This is a genomic window from Burkholderia sp. BCC0398 (genome assembly GCF_902833245.1).
Classification (GTDB): domain Bacteria; phylum Pseudomonadota; class Gammaproteobacteria; order Burkholderiales; family Burkholderiaceae; genus Burkholderia; species Burkholderia sola.
The window spans coordinates 403,457-425,788 of the sequence record NZ_CADFEM010000005.1; the positions used below are offsets into that span (position 1 = coordinate 403,457).

The following is a 22,332-nucleotide window of genomic DNA, read 5'->3' on the forward strand; positions in this document are numbered from 1 at the left end:
TCCACGCGGTTGACTCAGATCAACGGGGGCCGTGCGCGATACCCGCACAGTGAAGCGGTCGAGACGCCGAGGCCGGGCAGGCGGCGCGACGCGGATGCGAACCCATTGATCCGATCGAAAGGGGAAGCCGATGAGTAGCGATGCTTTGACGACACCGAACGGCGCTTGGCGCGCGAGCTGCGATCTCGCGTTGCGCATGGTCGCGCTGAACCGCGACTGGCAACACGAATGGCATGCGCTGGCAGGGCGGCGCATCGAGCGCGACCGCACCGCGGTGCGGCGCCTGCAGCAGGCGCTGGCCGAAACGAACGAGTGGACGGCCTTCGCCGAGGCCGGCCGGCAGGTGACGAGCGACTACGCGATCGCGAGCGTCGAGATCTGGCAGGACGCCGCCGAGCTGTGCATGCGTGCGCAATTCGAGCATGCCAGTGCGTGGCGTACCTGGTTGCGCGAATACGGCTCGGGCGCGCTGACGCGTTATCAGACCGACTGGTTGCCTGACCTCGAGCGACTCGCGGTGGTCAACGAAGCCAGCATGCCGTGGGCCGACTGGATGGCCGCGCTGGAGCGCGGGATCGAGGAAGCGGGCGGCGCGACGAACGGGGCGCTTGCGGCGCGCCGCCTGAACGGCATCGCAGGCGAACGGGAGTACGATCATGTCCGCTAAGCGCGTCGCGTTCGTCACCGGCGGGATGGGCGGGCTCGGCGCCGCGATCGGCCGTCGCCTGCACGACGCCGGCATGACGGTGGCGGTGTCGTACACGGAACACAACGACCACGTCGCGACGTGGCTCGCGCACGAGCGCGACGCGGGCCGCACGTTTCATGCGTTCGAAGTGGACGTGGCCGACTACGATTCGTGCCAGCACTGCGCGGCACGCGTGCTCGCCGAATTCGGGCGCGTCGACGTGCTCGTGAACAACGCCGGCATCACGCACGACGCCACCTTCGTGAAGATGACGAAGAGCATGTGGGACGCGGTGCTGCGCACTAATCTCGACAGCATGTTCAACATGACGAAGCCGTTCGTGCCGGGCATGATCGACGCCGGTTTCGGGCGGATCGTGAACATCGGCTCCGTCAACGGTTCGAGAGGCGCGTACGGGCAAGCCAACTACGCGGCCGCGAAGGCCGGCATCCACGGCTTCACGAAAACGCTCGCGCTCGAACTCGCGCGGCATGGCGTGACGGTCAACACGGTGTCGCCCGGCTATCTGGCGACCGCGATGCTCGAGTCGGTGCCGAAGGCGGTGCTCGACGCGAAGATTCTGCCGCAGATTCCGGCCGGGCGGCTCGGCGACCCCGACGAGATCGCCGCGTTCGTCGCGCTCCTGTGCTCCGACGCCGGTGCGTTCGCCACCGGCGCGGAATTCGACGTCAACGGCGGAATGTACCTGCGATGAACGCGTCCGTGCTGCGCGCGGCGCTCGCGCCGGCATCGCTGCCGACGCCGGGCGACGACGGGCAGGCGCCGGCGGCGACGCGATGCGCGCCTTCCCCGATGAGCGCTGCCGAACAGTGGAACCGTGCCGCGCACGCGAACGTGGCCGCGCTGACGTTCGGGCTGTCGCCGGTGTCGCTGGCGCTGGCGATGCTCGACTGGGGCGCGCATCTGGCGGTGGCGCCGGGCAAAGGCTTCGAGCTCGCCGCACAGGCGTGGTTGGGCGCCGTGGCGCCGACGGCAAGCGGGCGCGACGGCGAGGCCGACGATGCGGAGTCGAGCGGCCTGGCCGTGCACGCCGGGGGCGCCGATCCGCGCTTCGCCGCGCCCGCATGGGGCGGCTGGCCGTTTCGCGCGTATCGAGACGGCTTCCTGTCGATCCAGCGCTGGTGGCGCGACGCGACCCGCGGTGTGCCGGGCGTCGAACGCCATCATGAGGAACTGGTCGGATTCGCCGCCCGCCAGTGGCTCGACGCCTGTTCGCCGGGCAATTTCCTGGCGACCAATCCGGTCGTGCTCGACGCGACGATGCGCAGCGGCGGCGCGAACCTCGCGGCGGGCTTGCGGCATTGGCTGGACGACGCGAACGCGTTCGTCGAGCGTGCGAGCGGCACGCAGGCCCACGATGCGCGCACCTATCTGCCGGGTCGCGACGTGGCGATCACGCCGGGTCGCGTCGTCTGGCGCAACGCGTTGTGCGAGCTGCTGCAATACGCGCCGACGACGGCCCGCGTGGCGCGCGAGCCGATCCTGATCGTGCCGTCGTGGATCATGAAGTACTACATCCTCGATCTGCAGCCGCACAATTCGCTGATCCGCTTCCTGGTCGATGCGGGCTATACGGTGTTCGCGGTGTCGTGGCGCAACCCGGGCGCGGAATCGCGCAACCTCGGGCTCGACGACTATCTGCGCGACGGCTGCATCGCGGCGCTCGACGCCGCCCGGTCGATCGGCGGCGAAGCGGTCCACGCGGTCGGCTATTGTCTGGGCGGCACGCTGCTGGCGATCGCCGCGGCGGCGCTGGCGCGCGACGGCAAGCAGTACGACGCGCTGCGCTCGGTCACGTTGCTCGCGGCCCAGACCGATTTCAGCGAACCCGGCGAACTCGGCCTGTTCATCGATGCGAGCGAGCTGTCCGCGCTCGACGCGCTGATGTGGCGGCAAGGCTACCTGGACGGTGCGCAAATGTCCGCCGCGTTCGAACTGCTGAACGCGCGCGACCTGATCTGGTCGCGGATGATGAGCGAATACCTGCTCGGCACGCGCACGAAGCCCAACGACCTGATGTCGTGGAATGCGGATACCACGCGCATGCCGTACCGCATGCATTCGGAATACCTGACGCGGCTTTTTCTCGACAACGATCTGGCGGCCGGCCGCTACTGCGTCGACGGGCGGCCTGTCGCGCTGTCGGATATCGACGTGCCGACGTTCGTGGTCGGCACCGAGCGCGATCACGTGTCGCCCTGGCGGTCCGTCTACAAGCTCCATCTGCTCACGCACCATGCGCTGACCTTCGTGCTGACGTCGGGCGGGCACAACGCGGGCATCGTGTCCGAACCGGGCCATCCGGGACGCCACTATCGGTGCGCGACGCGCGAACCCGGGGTGGCTTACCGCAGCCCGCACGACTTCGTGCGCGATACGCCGGCGGTCGACGGATCGTGGTGGACAGGCTGGCGCGACTGGTTGCACGCGCGCTCGTCGGGCGACGTGCCGGCCCGTACGCCGCCCGACGGCTTCGCGGCGGCGCCCGGCGCCTACGTACTCGAAACATGAATGGAGAAACCACAATGAAAGCACTCGTCTACCACGGGCCGGGGCGCAAGGCGCTCGAGGAACGGCCCAGGCCGGAACTGCAGTCGCCCACCGACGCGATCGTCCGCGTGACGCGCACGACGATCTGCGGCACCGATCTGCATATCCTCAAGGGCGACGTACCGACCTGCGAACCGGGCCGCATTCTCGGCCACGAGGGCGTCGGCGTCGTCGAGCAGGTCGGCGCCGCGGTCGATTCGCTGAAGCCGGGCGATCGCGTGCTCATTTCGTGCATCTCGTCGTGCGGCCGCTGCGAATACTGCCGCCGCGGCCTGTATTCGCATTGCACGACCGGCGGCTGGATTCTCGGCAACCGGATCGACGGCACGCAGGCCGAGTACGTGCGTATCCCGCATGCGGCGACCAGCCTGTACCGGATTCCGGGCGGCGCCGACGAGGACGCGCTCGTGATGCTGTCCGATATCCTGCCGACCGGGTTCGAATGCGGGGTATTGAACGGCAAGGTGCAGCCCGGGTGCTCGGTCGCGATCGTCGGCGCGGGGCCGATCGGGTTGGCCGCGTTGCTGACCGCGCAGTTCTACTCGCCCGCGCAGATCATCATGATCGACCCGGACAGCAACCGGCTCGAGATCGCGCGGCACTTCGGCGCGACCGATTGCATCGACGGCCGCACCGGCGATCCGGTCGCGGAAGTGATGAAGCTGACCGACGGCATCGGCGTCGATTGCGCGATCGAGGCGGTCGGCATTCCGGCGACGTTCGAGATGTGCACGGCGCTCGTGGCGCCGGGCGGTGTCGTCGCGAACGTCGGCGTGCATGGCGTGAAGGCCGACCTGCACCTCGAGAAGCTGTGGGATCGCAACATCTCGATCACGACGCGGCTCGTCGACACGGTCAGCACGCCGATGCTGCTGAAGACCGTGCGCGCCGGGCGTCTCGATCCGACACGCCTGATCACGCACCGGTTTTCGCTCGACGACGTCGAGCGTGCGTACGACACGTTCGGTCGCGCGGCGCAGACCCATGCGCTGAAGGTCATCATCGAAGTCGGCTGACGGGCCGGTGGCGCGTGACGGAGGCCGGTACGCAACGTCGCCCGGTTCTTGCCGCGCCCGACCGGTGTCTACCGGCGTTTCGCCGGCGCCGTAGTCAGGACGAAACGCCGGCCGGCTCGCGCGCATCGTCCGATTCGACTGCGTCGAGATCGACGGTCTGCGCGTAGGTCGGGACTTCGCACGGCCAGTGCAATCGCTCCGAAATGCGCCGCCGCAGTGCGTCCGCCGATGCAGGTTCGCCATGCGTGATGAAGGTCCGTGCGGGCGCGGGCTGCATCGTGCCGAGCCACCGGAGAATCTCCTCGTAGTCGGCATGCGCGGACAGCGCGGCGATCGACTCGACCTGCGCGCGCACGCGCACGTATTCGCCGTGAATCTTGACCGTCGGTTCGTGCGCGGCCAGCGCCGCGCCGCGTGTACCGGCCGCCTGATAGCCGACCAGCGCGATCGTGTTGCGCGCGTCGGGCGCGTAGCGGCTCAGGTGATGGAGCACGCGGCCACCCGTGGCCATGCCGCTGCCGGCGATGATGACCATCGGGCCGTGGTGTTCCGCAATCGCCTTCGACTGCTCGACCGACCGGATCATCGTCGCCGCGTGGCCGAGCGCGTTCGCTTCGGAAAGCGTCAGCCGATGTTCGAGGATGTGATGGCGATAGATGTCGGTCACGTCGGTCGCCATCGGGCTGTCGACGAACACGGGCACGCGCGCCATGCGGCCGGACGCCTTCAGCCGCGCGATGTAGTGCAGGATCTCCTGCGCGCGGCCGACGGTGAAGCAGGGCATCACGACCACTCCGCCGCGCGCGAACGTCGTGTCGAACAACGTGGCCAACTCGTTCTCGGGATCCGAATCCGGATGCAGCCGGTCGCCGTAGGTCGATTCGACGACGAGATAGTCGGCATGCGCCGGCGGCCGCGGCGGCTGCATGATCGGGTCGTGATAGCGGCCGAGGTCGCCCGAGAACGCGAGCACCTTGTGATCCCAGTGCATCACGACGCTCGCCGCGCCGAGGATGTGCCCGGCCGGCAGCAGGCGGAACGCGAGGCCATCGCCGAGCGCCGTGCATTCGTCGAAGGCGACGGGCTTCAGCAGCCGCAGCGCGCGCTGCGCATCGTCGAGCGTATAGAGCGGTTGCGCCGGATGATGCTTCGAGTAGCCGTGCCGGTTCGCGAAGTCGGCTTCTTCCTCCTGCAGCCGTGCGCTGTCGCGCAGCATGATGTCGCAGAGTTCGGCCGTGGCCGCCGTGCAGTACACCGGGCCGCGATAGCCTTCGCGCGCCAGCACCGGCAGATAGCCGGTATGGTCGAGATGCGCATGCGTGAGCACGACCGCGTCGAGCGAGTCGGGTGCGAGCGGCAGCGGGCTCCAGTTGCGCAAGCGCAGGTTTTTCGTGCCCTGGAACAGGCCGCAATCGATCAGCACGCGCCGGCCGCCGTGCTCGACCAGATACTTCGAGCCGGTCACGGTTTCGGTCGCACCGAGAAAAGTCAGTTTCATCGCTCGTCTCACTGGAAGTCGAGGGGTTCGGTGCGTCGATTACATCGCGAAGCGGCGCGCGGCGATTGACGGAAATCAGCGATTCCCGCATCAAGCATGATGTCGAATGCGGCGCGTGAGGCGGTTTCGCTAGCGCTCGCGCGGCGCGGGATCGAGCTGCGCGACGAACGCGACGCCGCCCGACACCAGCGCGACGATCGCGTACGGCAGCACGTGCGCGTCGACCAGCATCGCGTGCACGACGCCCAGTAGCGACGCGAGTGCGACGAACACGCCCAGCGTGGCGAGCGTGGTCCGGTACGAATGGCGAATCATGACGTTCTCCCGTGGAGCGGCCGGTGTTCGTCCGCGTTGGCACGCAGCGGCAGTTTGCGATTTCGCAAGCTATGGCGTCATGATCGCGTACCGGCTTCCGGCGCGGTTGATCTGTATCAACCGGCGAATCCCGGCCTCGCGCGCGCGATCGGGCGATGAGCCCGTGGAACGATCAAGTCATCTGACCAATGGTCTTGCGGAATCGCATCAGCGACAGCAGGAACAGCGCGCCCCCGATCGCGAACAGCGCCGCGAACTGCGGCCACACCGCATCGAAGCCGGCGCCCCGGTACAGGATGCGTTGCGCGAGTTCGACGAAATGAGTCGTCGGCGCGGCCAGCATGATGTCCCGCACGCCCGCCGGCATGCTTTCGCGCGGCGTCAATCCGCCCGACAGCAGTTGCAGCGGCAGCAGTACGAGCACGAGCAACATGCCGAACTGCGGCATGCTGCGCACGAGCGTCGCGAGAAAGATCCCCATCGACGTCGTGGCGAACAGGTGCAACGCCATCCCGGCCACGAACAGCGGGATGGAGCCGGGAATCGGCACGTGCAGCGCGCCGCCAACGACGCACGTCAGCGACGCGACGGCCGCCACCGTGACGACGAGCCCCATCGACCAGACCTTCGCGAGCATGATCTCCGCTGCGGTCACCGGCATCACGAGCAGATGCTCGATCGTGCCGTGTTCGCGCTCGCGAATCAGCGCGGCGCCGGTGAGGATCATCGACAGCATCGTCACGTTGTTGATCAGTTCCATCAGCGCGCCGAACCAGACTTCGTCGAGATTCGGGTTGAAGCGCATCCGCAGCGCGAGATCGACCGGCGGTGGCGGCGTGCCGCGATAGCGCCGCACGAACGCGTCGATCTCGCCCGACACGATCTGCTGGATGTAGGTGCTGCCGGTGAAGGCTTGCGTCATGCGTGTCGCATCGACGTTGAGCTGGATCGTCGCATGACGGCCGGCCAGCACGTCGCGCTGGAAGTTCGGCGGAATGTCGAGCGAGAACGTGTAGTCGCCGTTGTCGAGCCCGCGATCGGCCGCGCCGGCGTCGACGACCGGGGGCGGCGCGAACTGCGGCGGAAAGAACGCCGCCGCGATCCGTGCCGACAGCGGCGACGCGTCTTCGTCGACGAGCGCGATCGGCACCTTGTGCAGCGTTTCGGGGCGTGCGGTCGCGGCGACGTAGATCGACGCGCTGAACGTATACACGATGAGCGCGAGCAGGATCGGGTCGCGGGCGAGGCTCCACAGTTCCTTGATCCCGAGCCGGTAGATGGCGAGCACGCGCGACATGGTCAGCGCTCCTGTTTGCGCAGCAGGACGCCGGTCGTCACCATGATGACCGGCACGGCGGCGAGCAGCGGCCAGAACTGGGACGACAGGTCGGCGAGCCCGAGCGCCTTGTTGTAGACGCCGCGGCTGATCGCGAGCATGTAGGTGGCCGGATAGATCGTACCGATCCACTTGCCGCTGCCTTCGAGCGACGACAGCGGCGTGAGCAGGCCCGAGAACTGCACGACGGGGATCAGCGTGCCGACGATCGTCATGAAGATCGCGGCGATCTGGCTGCGCGTGAACGTCGACGCAAACAACCCGATGCCGGTGGCGACGACATTGAAGATCAGCACCGCGGCGGCCAGCGTCGCGAAGCTGCCCTTGATCCGCACGCCGAACACGACGTCGGCTAGCACGACCATCAGCAGGAAATTCAGCATGGCCAGCATCACGTACGGCGCCTGCTTGCCGAGCAGGAATTCGGCGCGGGTCACGGGCGTCACGTACAGGTTGACGATCGATCCGAGCTCGCGTTCCCGGACGACGGCGAGCGCCGTCAGCATCGCGGGCAGCATCAGCAGCAGCATCGGCATGATCGCGGGAATCATCGCGGGCAGGCTCTTGACGTCCGGGTTGTACCGATAGCGGATCGCGACGTCGACTGCCGGGACGAGCGACACGCCGAGCCGGCGCTTCGCCTGATCGCGCAGCCAGTTCTCGTGCATGCCGGCCACGTAGCCGCGAATCGTTTCCGCGCGCATCGGCATCGCGCCGTCGACCCACGCGCCGATCTCCACGTGCCGGCCGCGGGCGACGTCGCGTGCGAAGCCGGGCGGGATCTCGATCGCGAGCGACAGCTGGCCGTTGCGCATGCGGCGATCGATATCGCGGTCATCGGCAAGCTGGGCGCGCGGCACGAAGTAGCGGGAGCCCGCGAGATGCTGCGCGTAGTCCTGGCTCAGCATCGATTGATCGCGATCGAGCACGGCGAACGTCAGGTTGTCCACATCCAGACTGATGCCGATGCTGATCACGCACATCAACACGAGCGAACCGAACAGCGCCAGCGTCGCGCGCAGCGGGTCGCGGCGCAGCTCCAGCACTTCGCGCCACAGGTAGCTGCCGGCGCGCGCCGGGCTGAACCAGGCGGCGCCGCGGCCGGCGTCGCTCGCGTCGAGCGACGCGGCGAGCCAGCCGGCGCCAGGTGACGTGTCCGTCGGTGCGCTGTCGCCGCGTTGCGCGTCGGTCAGGTAGCCGATGAACGCGTCCTCGAGCGTGGCGGCGCCGCGCAGGCGAACCAGTTCGTCCGGCGCGGCGCTCGCCAGCACGCGGCCCGCATGCATCAGCGAGATGCGGTCGCAGCGGGCGGCCTCGTTCATGAAGTGCGTCGAAATGAAAATCGTGACGCGGTCGTTGCGCGCGAGCTCGATCATCAATCGCCAGAAGTCGTCGCGCGCAACCGGGTCCACGCCCGACGTCGGTTCGTCGAGGATCAGCAGTTCGGGCTTGTGCACCATCGCGACGGCAAGGGACAGCCGCTGCCGCATGCCGAGCGGCAGGCGTTCGGGCAGCGCATCGAGTACGTCCGCGAGACCGAAGCGCCCGACCATTTCGTCGATGCGCGCGGGCAGGTCTGGTTCCGGCACGCCGAACAGGCGCGCATGCAGCACGAGGTTCTGCCGGACGGTCAGTTCGCCGTACAGCGAAAACCCTTGCGACATGTAGCCGACGCGCCTGCGCGTATCGATGTCGTTCGCGGCGACCGGCCGGCCGAACAGCGTCGCCGTGCCTTCGGACGCGGCGAGCAGGCCCGTGAGCATCTTCATGGTCGTCGATTTGCCGCAGCCGTTGGAGCCGAGAAAGCCGAAGATTTCGCCGCGGCGGATCTTCAGGCTCACATGGTCGACCGCGACGAAATCGCCGAACCGCATCGTCAGGCCGTCGGCCTCGATCGCGTAGCCGTCGGTCGCGTCGGGCTGGAACGGCGTGATCCGGATCGGCTGGTGCCCGTGCCGGCGCGCTTCCGGCAGCAACGCGATGAACGCGGCTTCCAGCGTGTCGCAGCCGGTGCGGGCGAGCAGGTCGCCGGGGCTGCCCGTCGCGAGCACGCGGCCGGCGTCCATCGCGATCAGCCAGTCGAAACGCCGGGCCTCGTCCATGTACGCGGTCGCAACGAGCACGCTCATCGCCGGACGCGCGGTGCGAATACGGTCGATCAGTTCCCAGAACTGGGCGCGCGACAGCGGATCCACGCCGGTCGTCGGTTCGTCCAGGATCAGCAGGTCGGGATCGTGGATCAATGCGCAGCACAGGCCGAGTTTCTGCTTCATCCCGCCGGACAGTTTGCCGGCGGGGCGGTCGAGAAACGCATGCAGCCCGGTGCTGTGCGTGAGCGCGTCGATGCGGCGGCGTCGCTCGGCCGCATCGTGGCCGAACAGTCGGGCGAAGAACTGCAGGTTTTCCTCGACCGACAGCGTCGCGTACAGGTTCCGACCCAACCCTTGCGGCATGTAGGCGATGCGCCGGCATACGCGTGCGCGGTGGCCGCGCGACGACAGGTCGCCATCGAGCGCCCATACGCGGCCCAGCTGGATCGCCCGTGCGCCGGACACGAGCGCGAGCAGGCTCGACTTGCCGACGCCGTCCGGTCCGATCAGCCCGACCATGCGGCCGGCCGGGATATCGAGCGTCACGTCGTCGAGCGCGCAGGTATCGCCGTAGCGCAACGAGACGCCCGACAGCCGGGCGACCACGCCCGATTCAACGGATGCGGGCGGACCTTCGCCCGCACCGGCACCGCTAGCGACGGGCAACGTCGCGTTCATTGCGGCACCTTGATCGCGAGGCGCGCCGGCCAGCCCGCGTTCGGATCGGTCTTCAGCCACGCGACACCCGGCAGGCCGGTCTTGACGAGCTTCAGATGGCGCTGCAGCAGATCGCGGTCGATGCGCGCCTTGACCCGAAACATCAGTTTCTGCCGTTCGGTGGCCGTCTCGACCGTTTTCGGCGTGAATTGCGCCGTGCTCGACACGTAGGACACGCGTGCCGGAATCACGTATTCCGGCGCCGCATCGAGCACGATCCGCACGTCGGCGCCGAGCGGGACTCTGCCGACAACCGTTTCGGGCAGGAAGAACGTCATGTAGACGTCGGACAGATCGACGACATTGAGCACCTTGCCGCCTGCCGGCAGGACTTCGCCCGATTCGGCGATGCGATACTGGACCCGCCCGTCGCGCGGCGACGTCAGCTCGCTGTCCGAGATATCGGCCTGCACGCGCGCGACGGTCGCTTGCGCGGCCGTCACCGCCGAGCGGGCGGCGACGAGCTGGGCCCGGGTGGCGTCGATTCCGGCCTGCGCGGCTTCGACCTGGGCGCGCGCGGCGTTCACGGTCGCCCGCAGGCTGCCGGCGCGCGCGCGGTCGTCGTCGAGTTCCTGCAGCGACGACGCGCCGTCCCGCGACAGCGTTTCGGAGCGCGCCAGCCGGCGCGTGGCCGCGTCGAGCTCGCTTTCCCGCTGCACGACGAGCGCGGCCGCCGCGGCCTTGTCGCTGCGACGCTGGGCCACCTGCGCGTCGATGCTCGCCGCGGTGTTCACCGCCTGTTGTTCCCGGGCCTGCGCCTCGTCGAGCTGCGCCCGCAGGACGACGACGTCCATGCGGGCGAGCGGCTGACCGGCACTCACGAAATCGCCTTCGTCGACGAGCATGGCGGTGACGCGCCCCGGCAGCTTGGTCGCGACGTCGATCTCGGTCGCCTCGATGCGGCCGTTGCCGCTGACGAGCCCGGCGTCCGTCTGTGCGTCACGCCAGCGCGTCCAGCCGTAGTAAAGGAGGCCGATCGCGAGCACGGCCGCACCGGCACCGATCAGAAGAGGGCGCTTGATGGTCTTCATGGTCTGGAACCCGAATCGATGGAAAGGTGGTTCGATGCCGCGGCGGCGCTGTCGGTATCGGTGGTCCCGCCGCCGAGCGCGCCGTACAGCGCGACGCGGCTCGATAGCAGCGCACGACGCGTCATCACCCATTGCTGCTCGGCGTTCATCAGGTCCCGTTGCGCATCGAGTACTTCCAGGAAGCGGGTGGCGCCGCTGTCGTAGCGCAGTTTCGCCAGACGTGCGCGCTCGGCCTGGGACGCGAGCGTCGCTCGTTCGATCGCGACCTGGTCGGCGAGCCAGTAGCGTGCGGCGAGTGCATCGGACACGTCGCGAAACGCGCGCTGCATGGTCTTCTCGTACTGGGCGAGCGCCTCGTCGCGCTGGGCGTGCGCGAGGGCGAGATTCGACCGATTGCGGCCGCCGTCGACGAGCGGCAGCGTGACGTTCGGAATCACCGACCACACGCCCGTTCCGGACGACAGCAGGTCGCGCAGTGCGGTGCTCCCCGAACCGATCGCGCTCGTCAATGCGATACGCGGGAAAAACGCCGCGCGCGCCGCGCCGATGTTCGCGCGCGTGGCCTGCAGTTCGTGCTCGGCCGCGATTACGTCCGGACGCCGCGCGAGCGGCGACGACGGTAGGCCCGGCGCGAGCGACGGCATCACGGCGCCGTCGTCGAGCGTCAGCGGCGCGTCGGCCAGCGCCGGCGTCGCACCGACGAGCAATGCCAGCGCATCGGCCGCCGATGCACGCGCCTGCTGCAACTGGATGCCGAGCGACTCGGCCTGCTGCAGCAGAATCTCCGATTGCGTCAGGTCCAGCCGCGAGATCGCGCCGGCCGCGTGACGCAGCCGGAAAATCCGCAGCGATTCGCGTCGCGTGTCGATCGTCGCGCGCGTCAGCGCGATCCGTTCATCGATCTCGCACAGGGTCAGATAGGCGTCCGCCACGCCGGTGATCACGCTCAGCGTCACCGCTTGCCGGGCCGCATCGCTCGCGAGATAGCGCTGCAGCGCCGACGCTTTCAGGTTGCGCACGCGGCCCCAGAAATCGATCTCCCATTGCGTCTCCGCCAGCTGGATCTCGTAGACCTGGCCGATGACCGGCGTCGGCGTCAGGAAGCCGCCCGGTGTGCGAAACCGCGCGTAGGCCGCGCCGGCGCCGATCGTCGGCCACTGATCCGCGCTGCGGATGCCATAGACGGCGCGCGCCTGTTCGACGCGTGCAACCGCTGCGCGCAGATCCCGGTTGTCGGCGAGCGCCTGCTCGATCAACGCGCGCAGACGTCCGTCGACGAAGTAGTCTTGCCAGGCGGGCGGCGCCTGCGCAATGGCGGCGCTGCGGGCGGCAGGATCGGGGAACGCGGCGGGGATCGGCGCGGCGGGACGTTCGTCGGGTGGCGCGAGCGACAGGCATCCCGACAGCAGGCCCGCACAGGCTGCCAGCGCAACGAGACGAACGCGCCGCGCGGCGGCAGGCTGAAACAGCGGCGGAAGCGCGACGGCGCGCATGGGGTTCCTCATCGGCTACACGAACACGGGATGGCGCCGCGCTCGTGGCGACGCCGCTTCGGGTTCACTTATATCCGACGATTGCCGCGCGCCCCCTTGATCTGAATCACTGCGGCGGGAATGCGGGTCGAGGGCGGCCTCGGTTGACAGGCAGCGGTAATTCGCGTCAGCCGATGTTCCGCTTACGGTCGACGCCGGCGCGGCTCGCGTGCCGGCGATGCCTCACGCCCGCACGCTATGCGTGAACCGCGACCCGATACCGCGTGGTTTGCCGATAGACGTCGCCCGGACGAACGATCACGTCGTCGCGCAGGCCGTCCATGTTGACCTGGTCCGGAAACCCGCCCGCCTCGACGCACAGCGCCGCGTGCTGCACGCAGCGCGTGCCGCCGCTTACGCGCAGGCCGTCGAGATAGTTGCCCGTATAGAGCTGCAGCCCGCGCTGATCGGTCGACACGATCAACTCGCGGCCGCTTTCCGGATCGTAGATCCGCGCGACGGGCCGGACCTCGCGCGCGCCGTTGCCGACGACGTAGCAGTGATCGAAACCGCGCGCCCGCGCCAGTTGCGCATGCGGCCAGTCGAGGCGCGCGCCGATCGGCGCGCTGTGCCGGAAATCGAACGCCGTGCCCGTCACGTCGGCCGTGCCGGTCGGGATCAGCGCGTCGTCCACTTCGAGGAATGCGTCAGCGTCGATGTGCAGCAGATGGCCGCGCACGTCGCTGCCCGCGCGCCCGTTCAGGTTGAAGTAGCTGTGGTTCGTCAGGTTCAGCGGCGTCGGCGCATCGGTCCACCCCGAATAGTCGATCGTCAGCGTGCCGTCGTCGTCGAGCGTGTAGCGCACCTGCACGCTCACGTTGCCAGGGAATCCCGCATCGCCTTCCGGCGAATCGAGCCGCAGCGTCAGCCCGCCGCTATCGTCGACCACGTCCCACCGCGCGCGATGAAAGCCGTTCGCGCCGCCGTGCAGCAGGTTGCCGTTCTCGTTACGGTCGAGCAGGTAGTCGACGCCGTCGAGCGTGAAGCGCGCGCCGGCGATCCGGTTCGCCCAGCGGCCGACCGTCGCGCCGAGATAGGCGCCGGATTCGAGGTACTCGGCCGGCGTGTCGTGCGCGAGCACGATATCGGCCAGGCGCCCCGTGCGGTCGGGCGCGAGCCACGACACGACGGTCGCGCCGAGATCGCTGACGACGACGCGCATCCCGTGCGCGTTGCGCAGCGTGTAGCGCCGCACGGGCTCGCCGTCGGGCAACGCGCCCCACGGTTCGGCCAGCACGCGTGCCACGCCGGGTGTCAGAGGTGAGGAATCGGTATCGATGTGCATGAGTGGATGTCGAATGGGCGGCGGGCGTCAGTTCGTGGCGGCCGCGCGTTCCTGATATTCGCGCGGCGTGCAGCCGAGTTCGCGCCGGAACACCGCGTACATGTATTGAAGCGACGTGAACCCGCAACGGATCGCGACTTCGGCGCTCGACGCCTGCCGGCTGGCGAGCAGCGCCTGCGCGGCCTCGAGTTTGTGACGCAGGATCTCCTGGTGCACGGTGCGCTGCAGTTCGCGCCGGAAATGCTCCTCGAGCAGCGAACGCGACACGCCGACATAGTCGGCGACCTGTTCGGTCTTGATCCCCTGGCACGCGTACTGGCGGATGAAATGCCGGGCGCGCATCACGTGCGGGCTCGCCAGCGGCTGGTGGCGCGTCGATTCGAGCACGTTGATGCCGACCGGCGGCACGAGAATGCGCTGCCCGGGAAAGCGTGCGCCGCGCAGCATCCGGTGCAGCAGGTGCGCGGCGGTGCGGCCCATTTCCTCGGTGCCCTGGATCACCGACGACAGCGGAATGCGCGTCAGCGTGCGCGTGAGCGGATCGTTGTCGATGCCGATGATCGCGACCTGTTCCGGCACCGCGATGCCGGCGATCAGGCACGCCTGCAGCAGATGCCGCGCGCGCGCATCGGTCACCGCGATCACGCCGACCGGCTTCGGCAGCGCATGCAGCCAGTCGATCAGTTGCTCGATCGCGTGATTCCAGCCCGACGCGCTGGTCGACAGCCCACGATAGATCGGCGCGTCGAGCCCGTCCGCGCGCGCGAGCCGGTCGAACGCCAGCTCGCGCTGCTGCGCCCAGCGGTTCTCCTGCGCGACCGGCAGGCTGTACATCGCGAAATGCGCGAGGCCGGCCCCGATCAGGTGCGTATAGGCGAGCGACACGAGCTTCGGGTTGTCCGTCGCAATATATGGGACATCGTCCGGGTACTGCGCCGGGTCCTCGTATGACGATCCGATCGCGACGATCGGCAGCGGCGAACCGGCGAGCGCGTCGGCGACGGCCGGGTCGTCGAAGTCCGCGATGATGCCGTCGCCGTCGAAACGCTCGATTCCGGTGAGCCGGCAGCGGAAATCGTCTTCGAGGAACAGGTCCCACACGACGCGCGTCGTGTACAGGTACTGGCCGATGCCGCTGATGATCTCGCGGTCGTAGACCTTGTTCGCGTTGAACAGCAGCGCGATGCGGTGCGGTGTCTGGGCGGATGGGGCGCGTGTCATCTCGGTGTCGGGTGAGCGCGTCGGGGCGCCGTGCCGTTGTCTCCGGGGCGCGCTCGACGGCGGCGCGCGGTTGTCTGGTGTACGGCGATTGTAGGACGGAACGCAGGCCGCACGCGTACGACTGGCAAGAAACATCAAGCGCGCTGCGCAATTTCGCAATTGCCGGCCGGCAGGCGCGGGGGCACGATCCAGCCAACCGAATTCGGCCGCGTGCGTCGCCGCGACGCGCGTTGCGCTGCAACAAGAACCTGCACGGAGACGCCATGTCGTATTTCGAACACATTCCCGCCATTCGCTACGAAGGCCCGCAGTCGGACAATCCGCTTGCGTATCACCATTACGACCCCGAGAAGCGCGTGCTCGGCAAGACGCTTGCCGAGCATCTGCGGATCGCGGTCTGCTATTGGCACACGTTCGTGTGGCCGGGCAACGACATCTTCGGCCAGGCCGCATTCCAGCGGCCGTGGCACCAGCCGGGCGACGCGCTCGAACGCGCGCGAATGAAGGCCGATGCCGCATTCGAATTCTTCACGAAGCTCGGCACGCCGTTCTACACGTTCCATGACACCGACGTCGCACCGGAAGGCGACAGCCTGCGCGAATACGCGGGCAATTTCGCGCGGATGGTCGACTATCTCGGCGAGCGCCAGCAGGCGAGCGGCGTGCGGCTCCTGTGGGGTACCGCGAACCTGTTCTCGCACCCGCGCTTCGCGGCCGGCGCCGCGACGAACCCGAACCCCGACGTGTTCGCCTGGGCCGCGACCCAGGTGTGCCATGCGCTCGACGCGACCCACCGGCTCGGCGGCGAAAACTACGTGCTGTGGGGCGGACGCGAAGGCTACGAGACGCTGCTCAATACCGACCTGAAGCGCGAGCGCGACCAGTTCGCCCGCTTCCTGTCGATGGTCGTCGAGCACAAGCACCGGATCGGCTTCAAGGGCGCGCTGCTGATCGAGCCGAAGCCGCAGGAGCCGACCAAGCACCAGTACGACTACGACGTCGCGACCGTGCACGGCTTTCTCGTGCAGTACGGGCTGCAGGACGAGATCCGCGTGAACATCGAGGCGAACCACGCGACGCTCGCCGGCCATTCGTTCCATCACGAGATCGCGAACGCGTTCGCGCTCGGCGTGTTCGGCAGCGTCGACGCGAACCGCGGCGATCCGCAGAACGGCTGGGACACCGACCAGTTCCCGAACAGCGTCGAGGAGCTGACGCTCGCGTTCTACGAGATCCTGCGCCACGGCGGCTTCACGACCGGCGGGATGAACTTCGACGCGAAGGTGCGTCGCCAGAGCATCGATCCGGAAGACCTGTTCTACGGCCACGTCGGCGCGATCGACGTGCTCGCGCTCGCGCTCGAACGCGCGGCGGTGCTGGTCGAGAACGACCGGCTCGACGCGCTGCGCCGGCAGCGTTATGCGCAGTGGGACGATGAATTCGGCCGCAAGATCCTGTCGGGTGGCTACACGCTGGAGTCGCTGGCGGCCGATGCGCTCGCGCGCGGTGTGGACCCGCGGCATGCGAGCGGCGCGCAGGAGCGGCTGGAGAACATCGTGAACCAGGCGATCTACGGGCTGCGCTGACGCCATGTACATCGGACTCGATCTCGGCACGTCGGGCATGAAGGCGGTGCTGCTCGACCGTGACGGCGCGGTGCGCGCGAGCGCGAGCCGTCCGCTCACCGTGAGCCGGCCGCAGCCGCGCTGGTCCGAGCAGGCGCCGCGCGACTGGTGGGAGGCCGCCTGCGACGCGCTCGCCGCACTCGTGGCGGAGGCGCGTACGGCCGGCATCGATCCGCGCGACATCGACGCGCTCGGGTTGACCGGCCAGATGCACGGCGCGACGCTGCTCGATGCGCACGGCGACGTGCTGCGCCCCGCGATTTTGTGGAACGACGGCCGGGCCGACGCGGAGTGCGACGAACTCGAACGGCTCGCGCCCGCGCTGCGCACGGTGGCCGGCAACATCGCGATGCCGGGCTTCACCGCGCCGAAGCTGCTGTGGGTGCGGCGTCACGAGCCCGACGTGTTCGCGCGCATCGCCTACGTGCTGCTGCCGAAGGATTATCTGCGCTACCGGCTGACCGGCGCGTTCGCGACCGATTCGTCGGATGCCGCCGGCACGCTGTGGCTCGACGTCGCGAAGCGCGATTACGACGACACGCTGCTCGCCGCCTGCGGGCTGTCGCGCACGCAGATGCCGGCCGTCTTCGAGGGCAACCAAATCACCGGCACGCTGCTGCCGGCCGTCGCACGGGCGCTGGGCCTGCGCGAGATTCCGGTGGTGGCGGGCGGCGGCGACAACGCGGCCGGCGCGGTGGGCGTCGGGATCGTGCGGCCCGGCGATGCGCTGCTGTCGCTCGGCACGTCGGGCGTGTATTTCGCGGTGTCGGACGGGTTTCGCGCGAATCCGGAATCGGCGGTGCACAGCTTCTGTCATGCGCTGCCCGATACGTGGCACCTGATGTCCGTGATGCTGAACGCGGCCGGCTGCATCGACTTCACCGCGCAACTGGCCGGCTACGACGGCGTCGCGGCGCTGCTCGACGATGCCGAGACGAACGCCCGCGCGAGCCGCCCGTGGTTCCTGCCGTACCTGAGCGGCGAGCGTACGCCGCACAACGACGTGAACGCGAAGGGCGTGTTCTACGGGCTCACGCCCGACACGCGCCGTACCGATCTCGCGAACGCGACGCTCGAAGGCGTCGGCTTCGCGCTGCTCGACGGCATCGACGCGCTGCATGCGGCCGGGCTCGCCCCCGACAGCATCACCGTGATCGGCGGCGGCTCGCGCAGCGCGTACTGGACGCAGATGCTCGCCGACCTGAGCGGCCGCGCGCTGACGCTGCGCGAAGGCGGCGAAGTGGGGCCGGCGCTCGGCGCCGCGCGCCTCGCGCACCTCGCGGTCGAACCGCGTGCGCGGCTCGACGACGTGTGCCCGCAACCGCCCGTCGTCGCGGTGCGCGAGCCCGATCCCGAGCGGCACGCGTGGTATCGCGACGTGCGCCGGCCGACGTTTCGCGCGCTGTATCGGGCGCTCGAACCGGTGTTTGCGACGGGCGCTTGACACGCACGTTGCAGTGAATCGATGCGGGCGGTGCAATCCGGCGGCCGCCCGCGGTTCGTGAGTGGTTCCATAACAAGGAGTGGAGACATGAAATCCGTGACGCGTCGTACCGTATTGAGTTCGCTTGCCGGCGCCGCCGCGCTGGCGATCCTCGCACTGGGCTCGCCGCTCGCCCATGCGAGCAAGGACAAGCCCGAGATCGGTTTCTGCATCGACGACCTGCGCGTCGAGCGCTGGTCGCGCGATCGCGACTATTTCGTTGCAGCCGCAACCAAACTCGGCGCGAAGGTGTCGGTGCAGTCGGCCGACGCGAGCGAGGCGCGGCAGATTTCGCAGATCGAGAACCTGATCTCGCGCGGCGTCGACGTGATCGTCATCGTGCCGTTCAACTCGAAGACGCTCGGCAACGTCGTCGCTGAAGCGCGCAAGGCCGGCATCAAGGTCGTGTCGTACGACCGCCTGATTCTCGACGCGGACGTCGACGCGTATATCTCGTTCGACAACGAGAAGGTCGGCGAGCTGCAGGCGCAGGGCGTGTTCGACGCGAAGCCGAAGGGCAACTACTTCCTGTTGGGCGGTGCGCCGACCGACAACAACGCGAAGATGCTGCGCGAAGGACAACTGAAGGTGCTGAAGCCCGCGATCGACCGCGGCGACATCAAGGTCGTCGGCCAGCAGTGGGTACCCGAATGGAGCGCGTCGACCGCGCTGCGGATCGTCGAGGACGCGCTGACCGCGAACAATAACAAGATCGACGCGATCGTCGCGTCGAACGACGGCACGGCCGGCGGCGCGATTCAGGCGCTCGCCGCGCAGCATCTGGCCGGCAAGGTGCCGGTGTCCGGGCAGGATGCGGATCTGGCCGCGGTCAAGCGGGTGATCTCCGGCACGCAGACGATGACCGTCTACAAGCCGCTGAAGCTGATCGCGAGCGAAGCCGCGAAGCTGGCGGTCGATCTCGCGAAGGGCACGAAGCCTGCGTTCAACGCGCAGTACGACAACGGCAAGAAGAAGGTCGACACGGTGCTGCTGCAGCCGACGCTGCTGACCAAGCGCAACGTCGACGTCGTCGTGAAGGACGGCTTCTATACCCAGGCCCAGCTGGCGAGCCAGTAAGCGTACGACGGACGCGACGCGCGGCCGCCGCGACGGCGGCCGCTTACTGCGAGGCAATGAACGAATGACGGAACCCTTGCTGACGATGCGTAGCATCGTCAAGGCATTCGACGGCGTGAAGGCGCTCGACGGTATCGACCTGACCGTGCGCCCCGGCGAATGCGTCGGGCTGTGCGGCGAGAACGGCGCCGGCAAGTCGACGCTGATGAAGGTGCTGTCGGGCGTGTACCCGCACGGCACGTGGGACGGCGAGATCCGCTGGGAAGGCGCGCCGCTCGTGGCGTCCGGCGTGCGCGACACCGAGCGCGCGGGCATCGCGATCATCCATCAGGAACTGATGCTCGTGCCCGAACTGTCGGTGGCCGAGAACATCTTCCTCGGCAACGAGATCACGCTGCCGGGCGGGCGCATGCACTTCGCGGCGATGGTCCAGCGCGCGGAGGAACTGCTGCAGGAATTACGGATCGACTCGATCAACGTCGCGCAGCCGGTGATGAACTACGGCGGCGGCCACCAGCAGCTGATCGAGATCGCGAAGGCGCTGAACAAGCGCGCGAAGCTGTTGATCCTCGACGAACCGTCGTCGTCGCTGAGCGCGTCGGAAACGCGGATCCTGCTCGACATCGTGCGCGACCTGAAGCGGCGCGGCGTGGCGTGCGTGTACATCTCGCACAAGCTCGACGAGGTGGCGGCCGTGTGCGACACGGTCACCGTGATCCGCGACGGCCGCCATGTCGCGACCGAGCCGATGGCCGCGTTGACCACCGACCGGATCATCGCGATGATGGTCGGCCGCGAGATCCGCGACCTGTATCCGCGCGAGCCGCACGAGATCGGCGACGTCGTGCTCGACGTACGCCACGTGACGTGCCGCGACGTGACGAACGCGCGCCGCAAGCGCGTGGACGACGTGTCGTTCAGCGTGCGACGCGGCGAGATCGTCGGCGTGGCCGGGCTCGTCGGCGCGGGGCGCACCGAGTTGATGCAGGCGATCTTCGGCGCGTATCCGGGCGCGTGCACGGCGACCGTGACGATGAACGGCCGGCCGCTGTCGATCCGCTCGCCGGCCGACGCGATCCGCGCCGGCATCGCGATGGTGCCCGAGGACCGCAAGCGCCACGGCATCGTGCCGCAGCTCGGCGTCGGCCACAACATCACGCTCGCGGTGCTGCAGCGCTTCGCGGCGCGCGGGCGGATCGACGCGGCCGCCGAGCTCGACGCGATCCGCACCGAGATGCAGCGGCTGTCGGTGCGCGCCGCCCACCCGTTCCTGTCGATCGCGAGCCTGTCGGGCGGCAACCAGCAGAAGGCGGTGCTCGCGAAGATGCTGCTGACCGAGCCGCAGGTGCTGATCCTCGACGAACCGACGCGCGGCGTCGACGTGGGCGCGAAGGCCGAGATCTACCGGCTGATCTTCGCGCTGGCCAAGCGCGGCGTCGCGCTGATCGTCGTGTCGTCGGAACTGCCGGAAGTGCTCGGCCTCGCCGATCGCGTGCTGGTGATCGGCGAGGGCGAATTGCGCGGCGATTTCGTCAACCAGGGCCTCACGCAGGAACAGATTCTCGGCGCCGCGCTGAAGCCCGCGCGGCTGCCGGCCGAACCCACCGCAGCGAGTGCGACATGAATTCCGAACTTTCTTCCTCGACCCCGGCGATGCCGGATGCAGATGCCGGCCGCGCGCCGCGGCTGCCATTGCGCCACGTCTTCACGCGCTACAAGGTGCTCGCGCTGCTGTTCGCGGTCGTCGCGATCTGGGCGTTCTTCTCGGTGCTGACGGACGGCGCGTTCGTCACGCCGCGCAACGTATCGAACCTGCTGCGGCAGATGTCGATCACCGGCATGCTCGCGTGCGGGATGGTGTTCGTCATCATCGCGGGCGAGATCGACCTGTCGGTCGGCTCGCTGCTCGGGCTGCTCGGCGGCGTCGCCGCGATCCTCGACGTCAACCGCCACTGGCCGGTTGCGGCGACGGTCCCGGCCGTGCTCGCGCTCGGCGTGCTGATCGGACTCTTCAACGGCTGGTGGTCGACCTATCGGCGCGTGCCGTCGTTCATCGTCGGGCTCGGCGGGATGCTCGCGTTTCGGGGCATCCTGCTCGGCGTGACGGGCGGCTCGACGATCGCGCCCGTGTCGGACGGCTTCGTGTTCATCGGGCAGGGTTATCTGCCGCGTCTCGCCGGGGACGGCCTCGCGGTGCTGCTGTTCGTGGTCGCGACGCTGCTGGTGGTGCGGCAGCGCGGCACGCGGCGGCGCTACCGGCTCTCGGTCGCGCCGTTGTGGCAGGACGTCGCGAAGATCGTCGGCGCGGGCGCCGTGCTGTTCGCGTTCGTCGCGACGCTCGACCGTTACGGCGGCATTCCGGTGCCCGTGCTGCTGCTGCTCGTGCTGCTCGGCGTGTTCTCGTGGATCGCGACGCAGACCGTGTTCGGCCGGCGCATCTATGCGGTGGGGTCGAACCTGGAGGCGACGCGGCTGTCGGGCGTGGACACCGATCGCGTGAAGCTCGCGATCTTCGCGCTGATGGGGCTGATGTGCGCGTTCGCCGGCCTCGTCAACACGGCGCGGCTCGCGGCCGGGTCGCCGTCGGCCGGCTCGATGGGCGAACTCGATGCGATCGCTGCGTGCTTCATCGGCGGTACGTCGATGCGCGGCGGGTCGGGCACCGTCTACGGCGCGCTGATCGGCGCGCTCGTGATGGCGAGCCTCGACAACGGGATGTCGATGCTCGACGTCGACGCGTACTGGCAGATGATCGTCAAGGGCGCGGTGCTGGTGCTGGCGGTGTGGATCGACGTGGTGTCGCGGTCGAACCGGCGCTGACGCGCCGGTCGGCGCCGGTCGGTCGCG

Annotated in this window: 17 protein-coding genes; 9 read left to right on the top strand and 8 right to left on the bottom strand. The window is 68.8% G+C overall.

The features are described 5' to 3' along the window. The first annotated feature begins 130 nt into the window (after positions 1-130). Genes HWX76_RS13695 through HWX76_RS13710 form a run of 4 tightly spaced genes read left to right on the top strand, consistent with a single transcriptional unit; the run spans position 131 to position 4,275 of the window. Entirely contained in the window at positions 131-667 is a 537-nt protein-coding gene (locus HWX76_RS13695) for a hypothetical protein (protein WP_124630149.1), read from the top strand. Beyond that, on the top strand, positions 657-1,403 hold the full coding sequence (locus HWX76_RS13700; protein ID WP_050016729.1) for a beta-ketoacyl-ACP reductase: 747 nt from the start codon (positions 657-659) through the stop codon (positions 1,401-1,403). The genes HWX76_RS13695 and HWX76_RS13700 overlap by 11 nt, the downstream gene beginning before the upstream one ends. Then, complete coding sequence (locus HWX76_RS13705) at positions 1,400-3,220, top strand: alpha/beta fold hydrolase (protein WP_176015931.1); 1,821 nt, start codon at positions 1,400-1,402, stop codon at positions 3,218-3,220. Before HWX76_RS13700 ends, HWX76_RS13705 begins: the two co-directional genes overlap by 4 nt. Before the next feature lie 14 nt (positions 3,221-3,234). Beyond that, positions 3,235-4,275 (top strand): zinc-dependent alcohol dehydrogenase family protein, encoded by a 1,041-nt coding sequence (locus tag HWX76_RS13710; RefSeq protein ID WP_124592711.1) that lies wholly within the window; start codon positions 3,235-3,237, stop codon positions 4,273-4,275. Between the two features lie 94 nt (positions 4,276-4,369). Here HWX76_RS13710 and HWX76_RS13715 read toward each other — a convergent pair whose 3' ends face one another. From HWX76_RS13715 to HWX76_RS13750, 8 genes are all read right to left on the bottom strand, one after another. Continuing rightward, positions 4,370-5,773 (bottom strand): MBL fold metallo-hydrolase, encoded by a 1,404-nt coding sequence (locus tag HWX76_RS13715; protein WP_176015932.1) that lies wholly within the window; start codon positions 5,771-5,773, stop codon positions 4,370-4,372. Positions 5,774-5,902: 129 nt separating this feature from the next. Continuing rightward, positions 5,903-6,088, bottom strand: coding sequence for a DUF2964 family protein (locus HWX76_RS13720; protein ID WP_176015933.1), 186 nt, complete (start codon positions 6,086-6,088; stop codon positions 5,903-5,905). Positions 6,089-6,260: 172 nt separating this feature from the next. Further along, positions 6,261-7,385: an ABC transporter permease gene (locus HWX76_RS13725; RefSeq protein WP_124630152.1), complete on the bottom strand. Its 1,125-nt coding sequence runs from the start codon at positions 7,383-7,385 to the stop codon at positions 6,261-6,263. 2 nt (positions 7,386-7,387) lie between these two features. After that, positions 7,388-10,192 (bottom strand): ribosome-associated ATPase/putative transporter RbbA, encoded by a 2,805-nt coding sequence (gene rbbA, locus HWX76_RS13730; protein WP_089490452.1) that lies wholly within the window; start codon positions 10,190-10,192, stop codon positions 7,388-7,390. After that, entirely contained in the window at positions 10,189-11,262 is a 1,074-nt protein-coding gene (locus HWX76_RS13735; RefSeq protein WP_050016742.1) for an HlyD family efflux transporter periplasmic adaptor subunit, read from the bottom strand. Before HWX76_RS13735 ends, rbbA begins: the two co-directional genes overlap by 4 nt. Beyond that, on the bottom strand, positions 11,259-12,755 hold the full coding sequence (locus HWX76_RS13740) for an efflux transporter outer membrane subunit (RefSeq protein WP_176015984.1): 1,497 nt from the start codon (positions 12,753-12,755) through the stop codon (positions 11,259-11,261). Before HWX76_RS13740 ends, HWX76_RS13735 begins: the two co-directional genes overlap by 4 nt. Positions 12,756-12,990: 235 nt before the next feature. Continuing rightward, positions 12,991-14,079 carry an aldose epimerase family protein gene (locus tag HWX76_RS13745; RefSeq protein WP_124637550.1) on the bottom strand — a complete coding sequence of 363 codons (1,089 nt, stop codon included), beginning with the start codon at positions 14,077-14,079 and terminating at the stop codon, positions 12,991-12,993. A gap of 27 nt (positions 14,080-14,106) precedes the next feature. Next, entirely contained in the window at positions 14,107-15,300 is a 1,194-nt protein-coding gene (locus HWX76_RS13750) for a DNA-binding transcriptional regulator (RefSeq protein WP_176015934.1), read from the bottom strand. Between the two features lie 263 nt (positions 15,301-15,563). Between HWX76_RS13750 and xylA the strand changes: the two genes are divergently transcribed. The 5 genes from xylA to HWX76_RS13775 all read left to right on the top strand — a co-directional run bounded on the left by xylA (position 15,564) and on the right by HWX76_RS13775 (position 22,305). After that, positions 15,564-16,886 (top strand): xylose isomerase, encoded by a 1,323-nt coding sequence (xylA, locus tag HWX76_RS13755; RefSeq protein ID WP_050016749.1) that lies wholly within the window; start codon positions 15,564-15,566, stop codon positions 16,884-16,886. A 4-nt stretch (positions 16,887-16,890) separates the two neighbouring features. Next, on the top strand, positions 16,891-18,369 hold the full coding sequence (gene xylB, locus HWX76_RS13760) for a xylulokinase (protein WP_089490448.1): 1,479 nt from the start codon (positions 16,891-16,893) through the stop codon (positions 18,367-18,369). Positions 18,370-18,456: 87 nt separating this feature from the next. After that, a complete protein-coding gene (gene xylF / locus HWX76_RS13765; protein ID WP_176015935.1) occupies positions 18,457-19,485 on the top strand; it encodes a D-xylose ABC transporter substrate-binding protein in 1,029 nt (342 codons plus the stop codon). Between the two features lie 64 nt (positions 19,486-19,549). Beyond that, positions 19,550-21,109, top strand: coding sequence for a D-xylose ABC transporter ATP-binding protein (xylG, locus tag HWX76_RS13770; protein WP_089490447.1), 1,560 nt, complete (start codon positions 19,550-19,552; stop codon positions 21,107-21,109). After that, positions 21,106-22,305, top strand: coding sequence for a sugar ABC transporter permease (locus tag HWX76_RS13775; RefSeq protein ID WP_176015936.1), 1,200 nt, complete (start codon positions 21,106-21,108; stop codon positions 22,303-22,305). Before xylG ends, HWX76_RS13775 begins: the two co-directional genes overlap by 4 nt. Positions 22,306-22,332 lie beyond the last annotated feature (27 nt).

Coding starts and splice junctions, on each gene's coding strand:
- HWX76_RS13695 (WP_124630149.1), top strand. CDS start 131: ATGAGTAGCGATGCTTTGACGACACCGAACGGCGCTTGGCGCGCGAGC.
- HWX76_RS13700 (WP_050016729.1), top strand. CDS start 657: ATGTCCGCTAAGCGCGTCGCGTTCGTCACCGGCGGGATGGGCGGGCTC.
- HWX76_RS13705 (WP_176015931.1), top strand. CDS start 1,400: ATGAACGCGTCCGTGCTGCGCGCGGCGCTCGCGCCGGCATCGCTGCCG.
- HWX76_RS13710 (WP_124592711.1), top strand. CDS start 3,235: ATGAAAGCACTCGTCTACCACGGGCCGGGGCGCAAGGCGCTCGAGGAA.
- HWX76_RS13715 (WP_176015932.1), bottom strand. CDS start 5,773: ATGAAACTGACTTTTCTCGGTGCGACCGAAACCGTGACCGGCTCGAAG.
- HWX76_RS13720 (WP_176015933.1), bottom strand. CDS start 6,088: ATGATTCGCCATTCGTACCGGACCACGCTCGCCACGCTGGGCGTGTTC.
- HWX76_RS13725 (WP_124630152.1), bottom strand. CDS start 7,385: ATGTCGCGCGTGCTCGCCATCTACCGGCTCGGGATCAAGGAACTGTGG.
- rbbA (WP_089490452.1), bottom strand. CDS start 10,192: ATGAACGCGACGTTGCCCGTCGCTAGCGGTGCCGGTGCGGGCGAAGGT.
- HWX76_RS13735 (WP_050016742.1), bottom strand. CDS start 11,262: ATGAAGACCATCAAGCGCCCTCTTCTGATCGGTGCCGGTGCGGCCGTG.
- HWX76_RS13740 (WP_176015984.1), bottom strand. CDS start 12,755: ATGCGCGCCGTCGCGCTTCCGCCGCTGTTTCAGCCTGCCGCCGCGCGG.
- HWX76_RS13745 (WP_124637550.1), bottom strand. CDS start 14,079: ATGCACATCGATACCGATTCCTCACCTCTGACACCCGGCGTGGCACGC.
- HWX76_RS13750 (WP_176015934.1), bottom strand. CDS start 15,300: ATGACACGCGCCCCATCCGCCCAGACACCGCACCGCATCGCGCTGCTG.
- xylA (WP_050016749.1), top strand. CDS start 15,564: ATGTCGTATTTCGAACACATTCCCGCCATTCGCTACGAAGGCCCGCAG.
- xylB (WP_089490448.1), top strand. CDS start 16,891: ATGTACATCGGACTCGATCTCGGCACGTCGGGCATGAAGGCGGTGCTG.
- xylF (WP_176015935.1), top strand. CDS start 18,457: ATGAAATCCGTGACGCGTCGTACCGTATTGAGTTCGCTTGCCGGCGCC.
- xylG (WP_089490447.1), top strand. CDS start 19,550: ATGACGGAACCCTTGCTGACGATGCGTAGCATCGTCAAGGCATTCGAC.
- HWX76_RS13775 (WP_176015936.1), top strand. CDS start 21,106: ATGAATTCCGAACTTTCTTCCTCGACCCCGGCGATGCCGGATGCAGAT.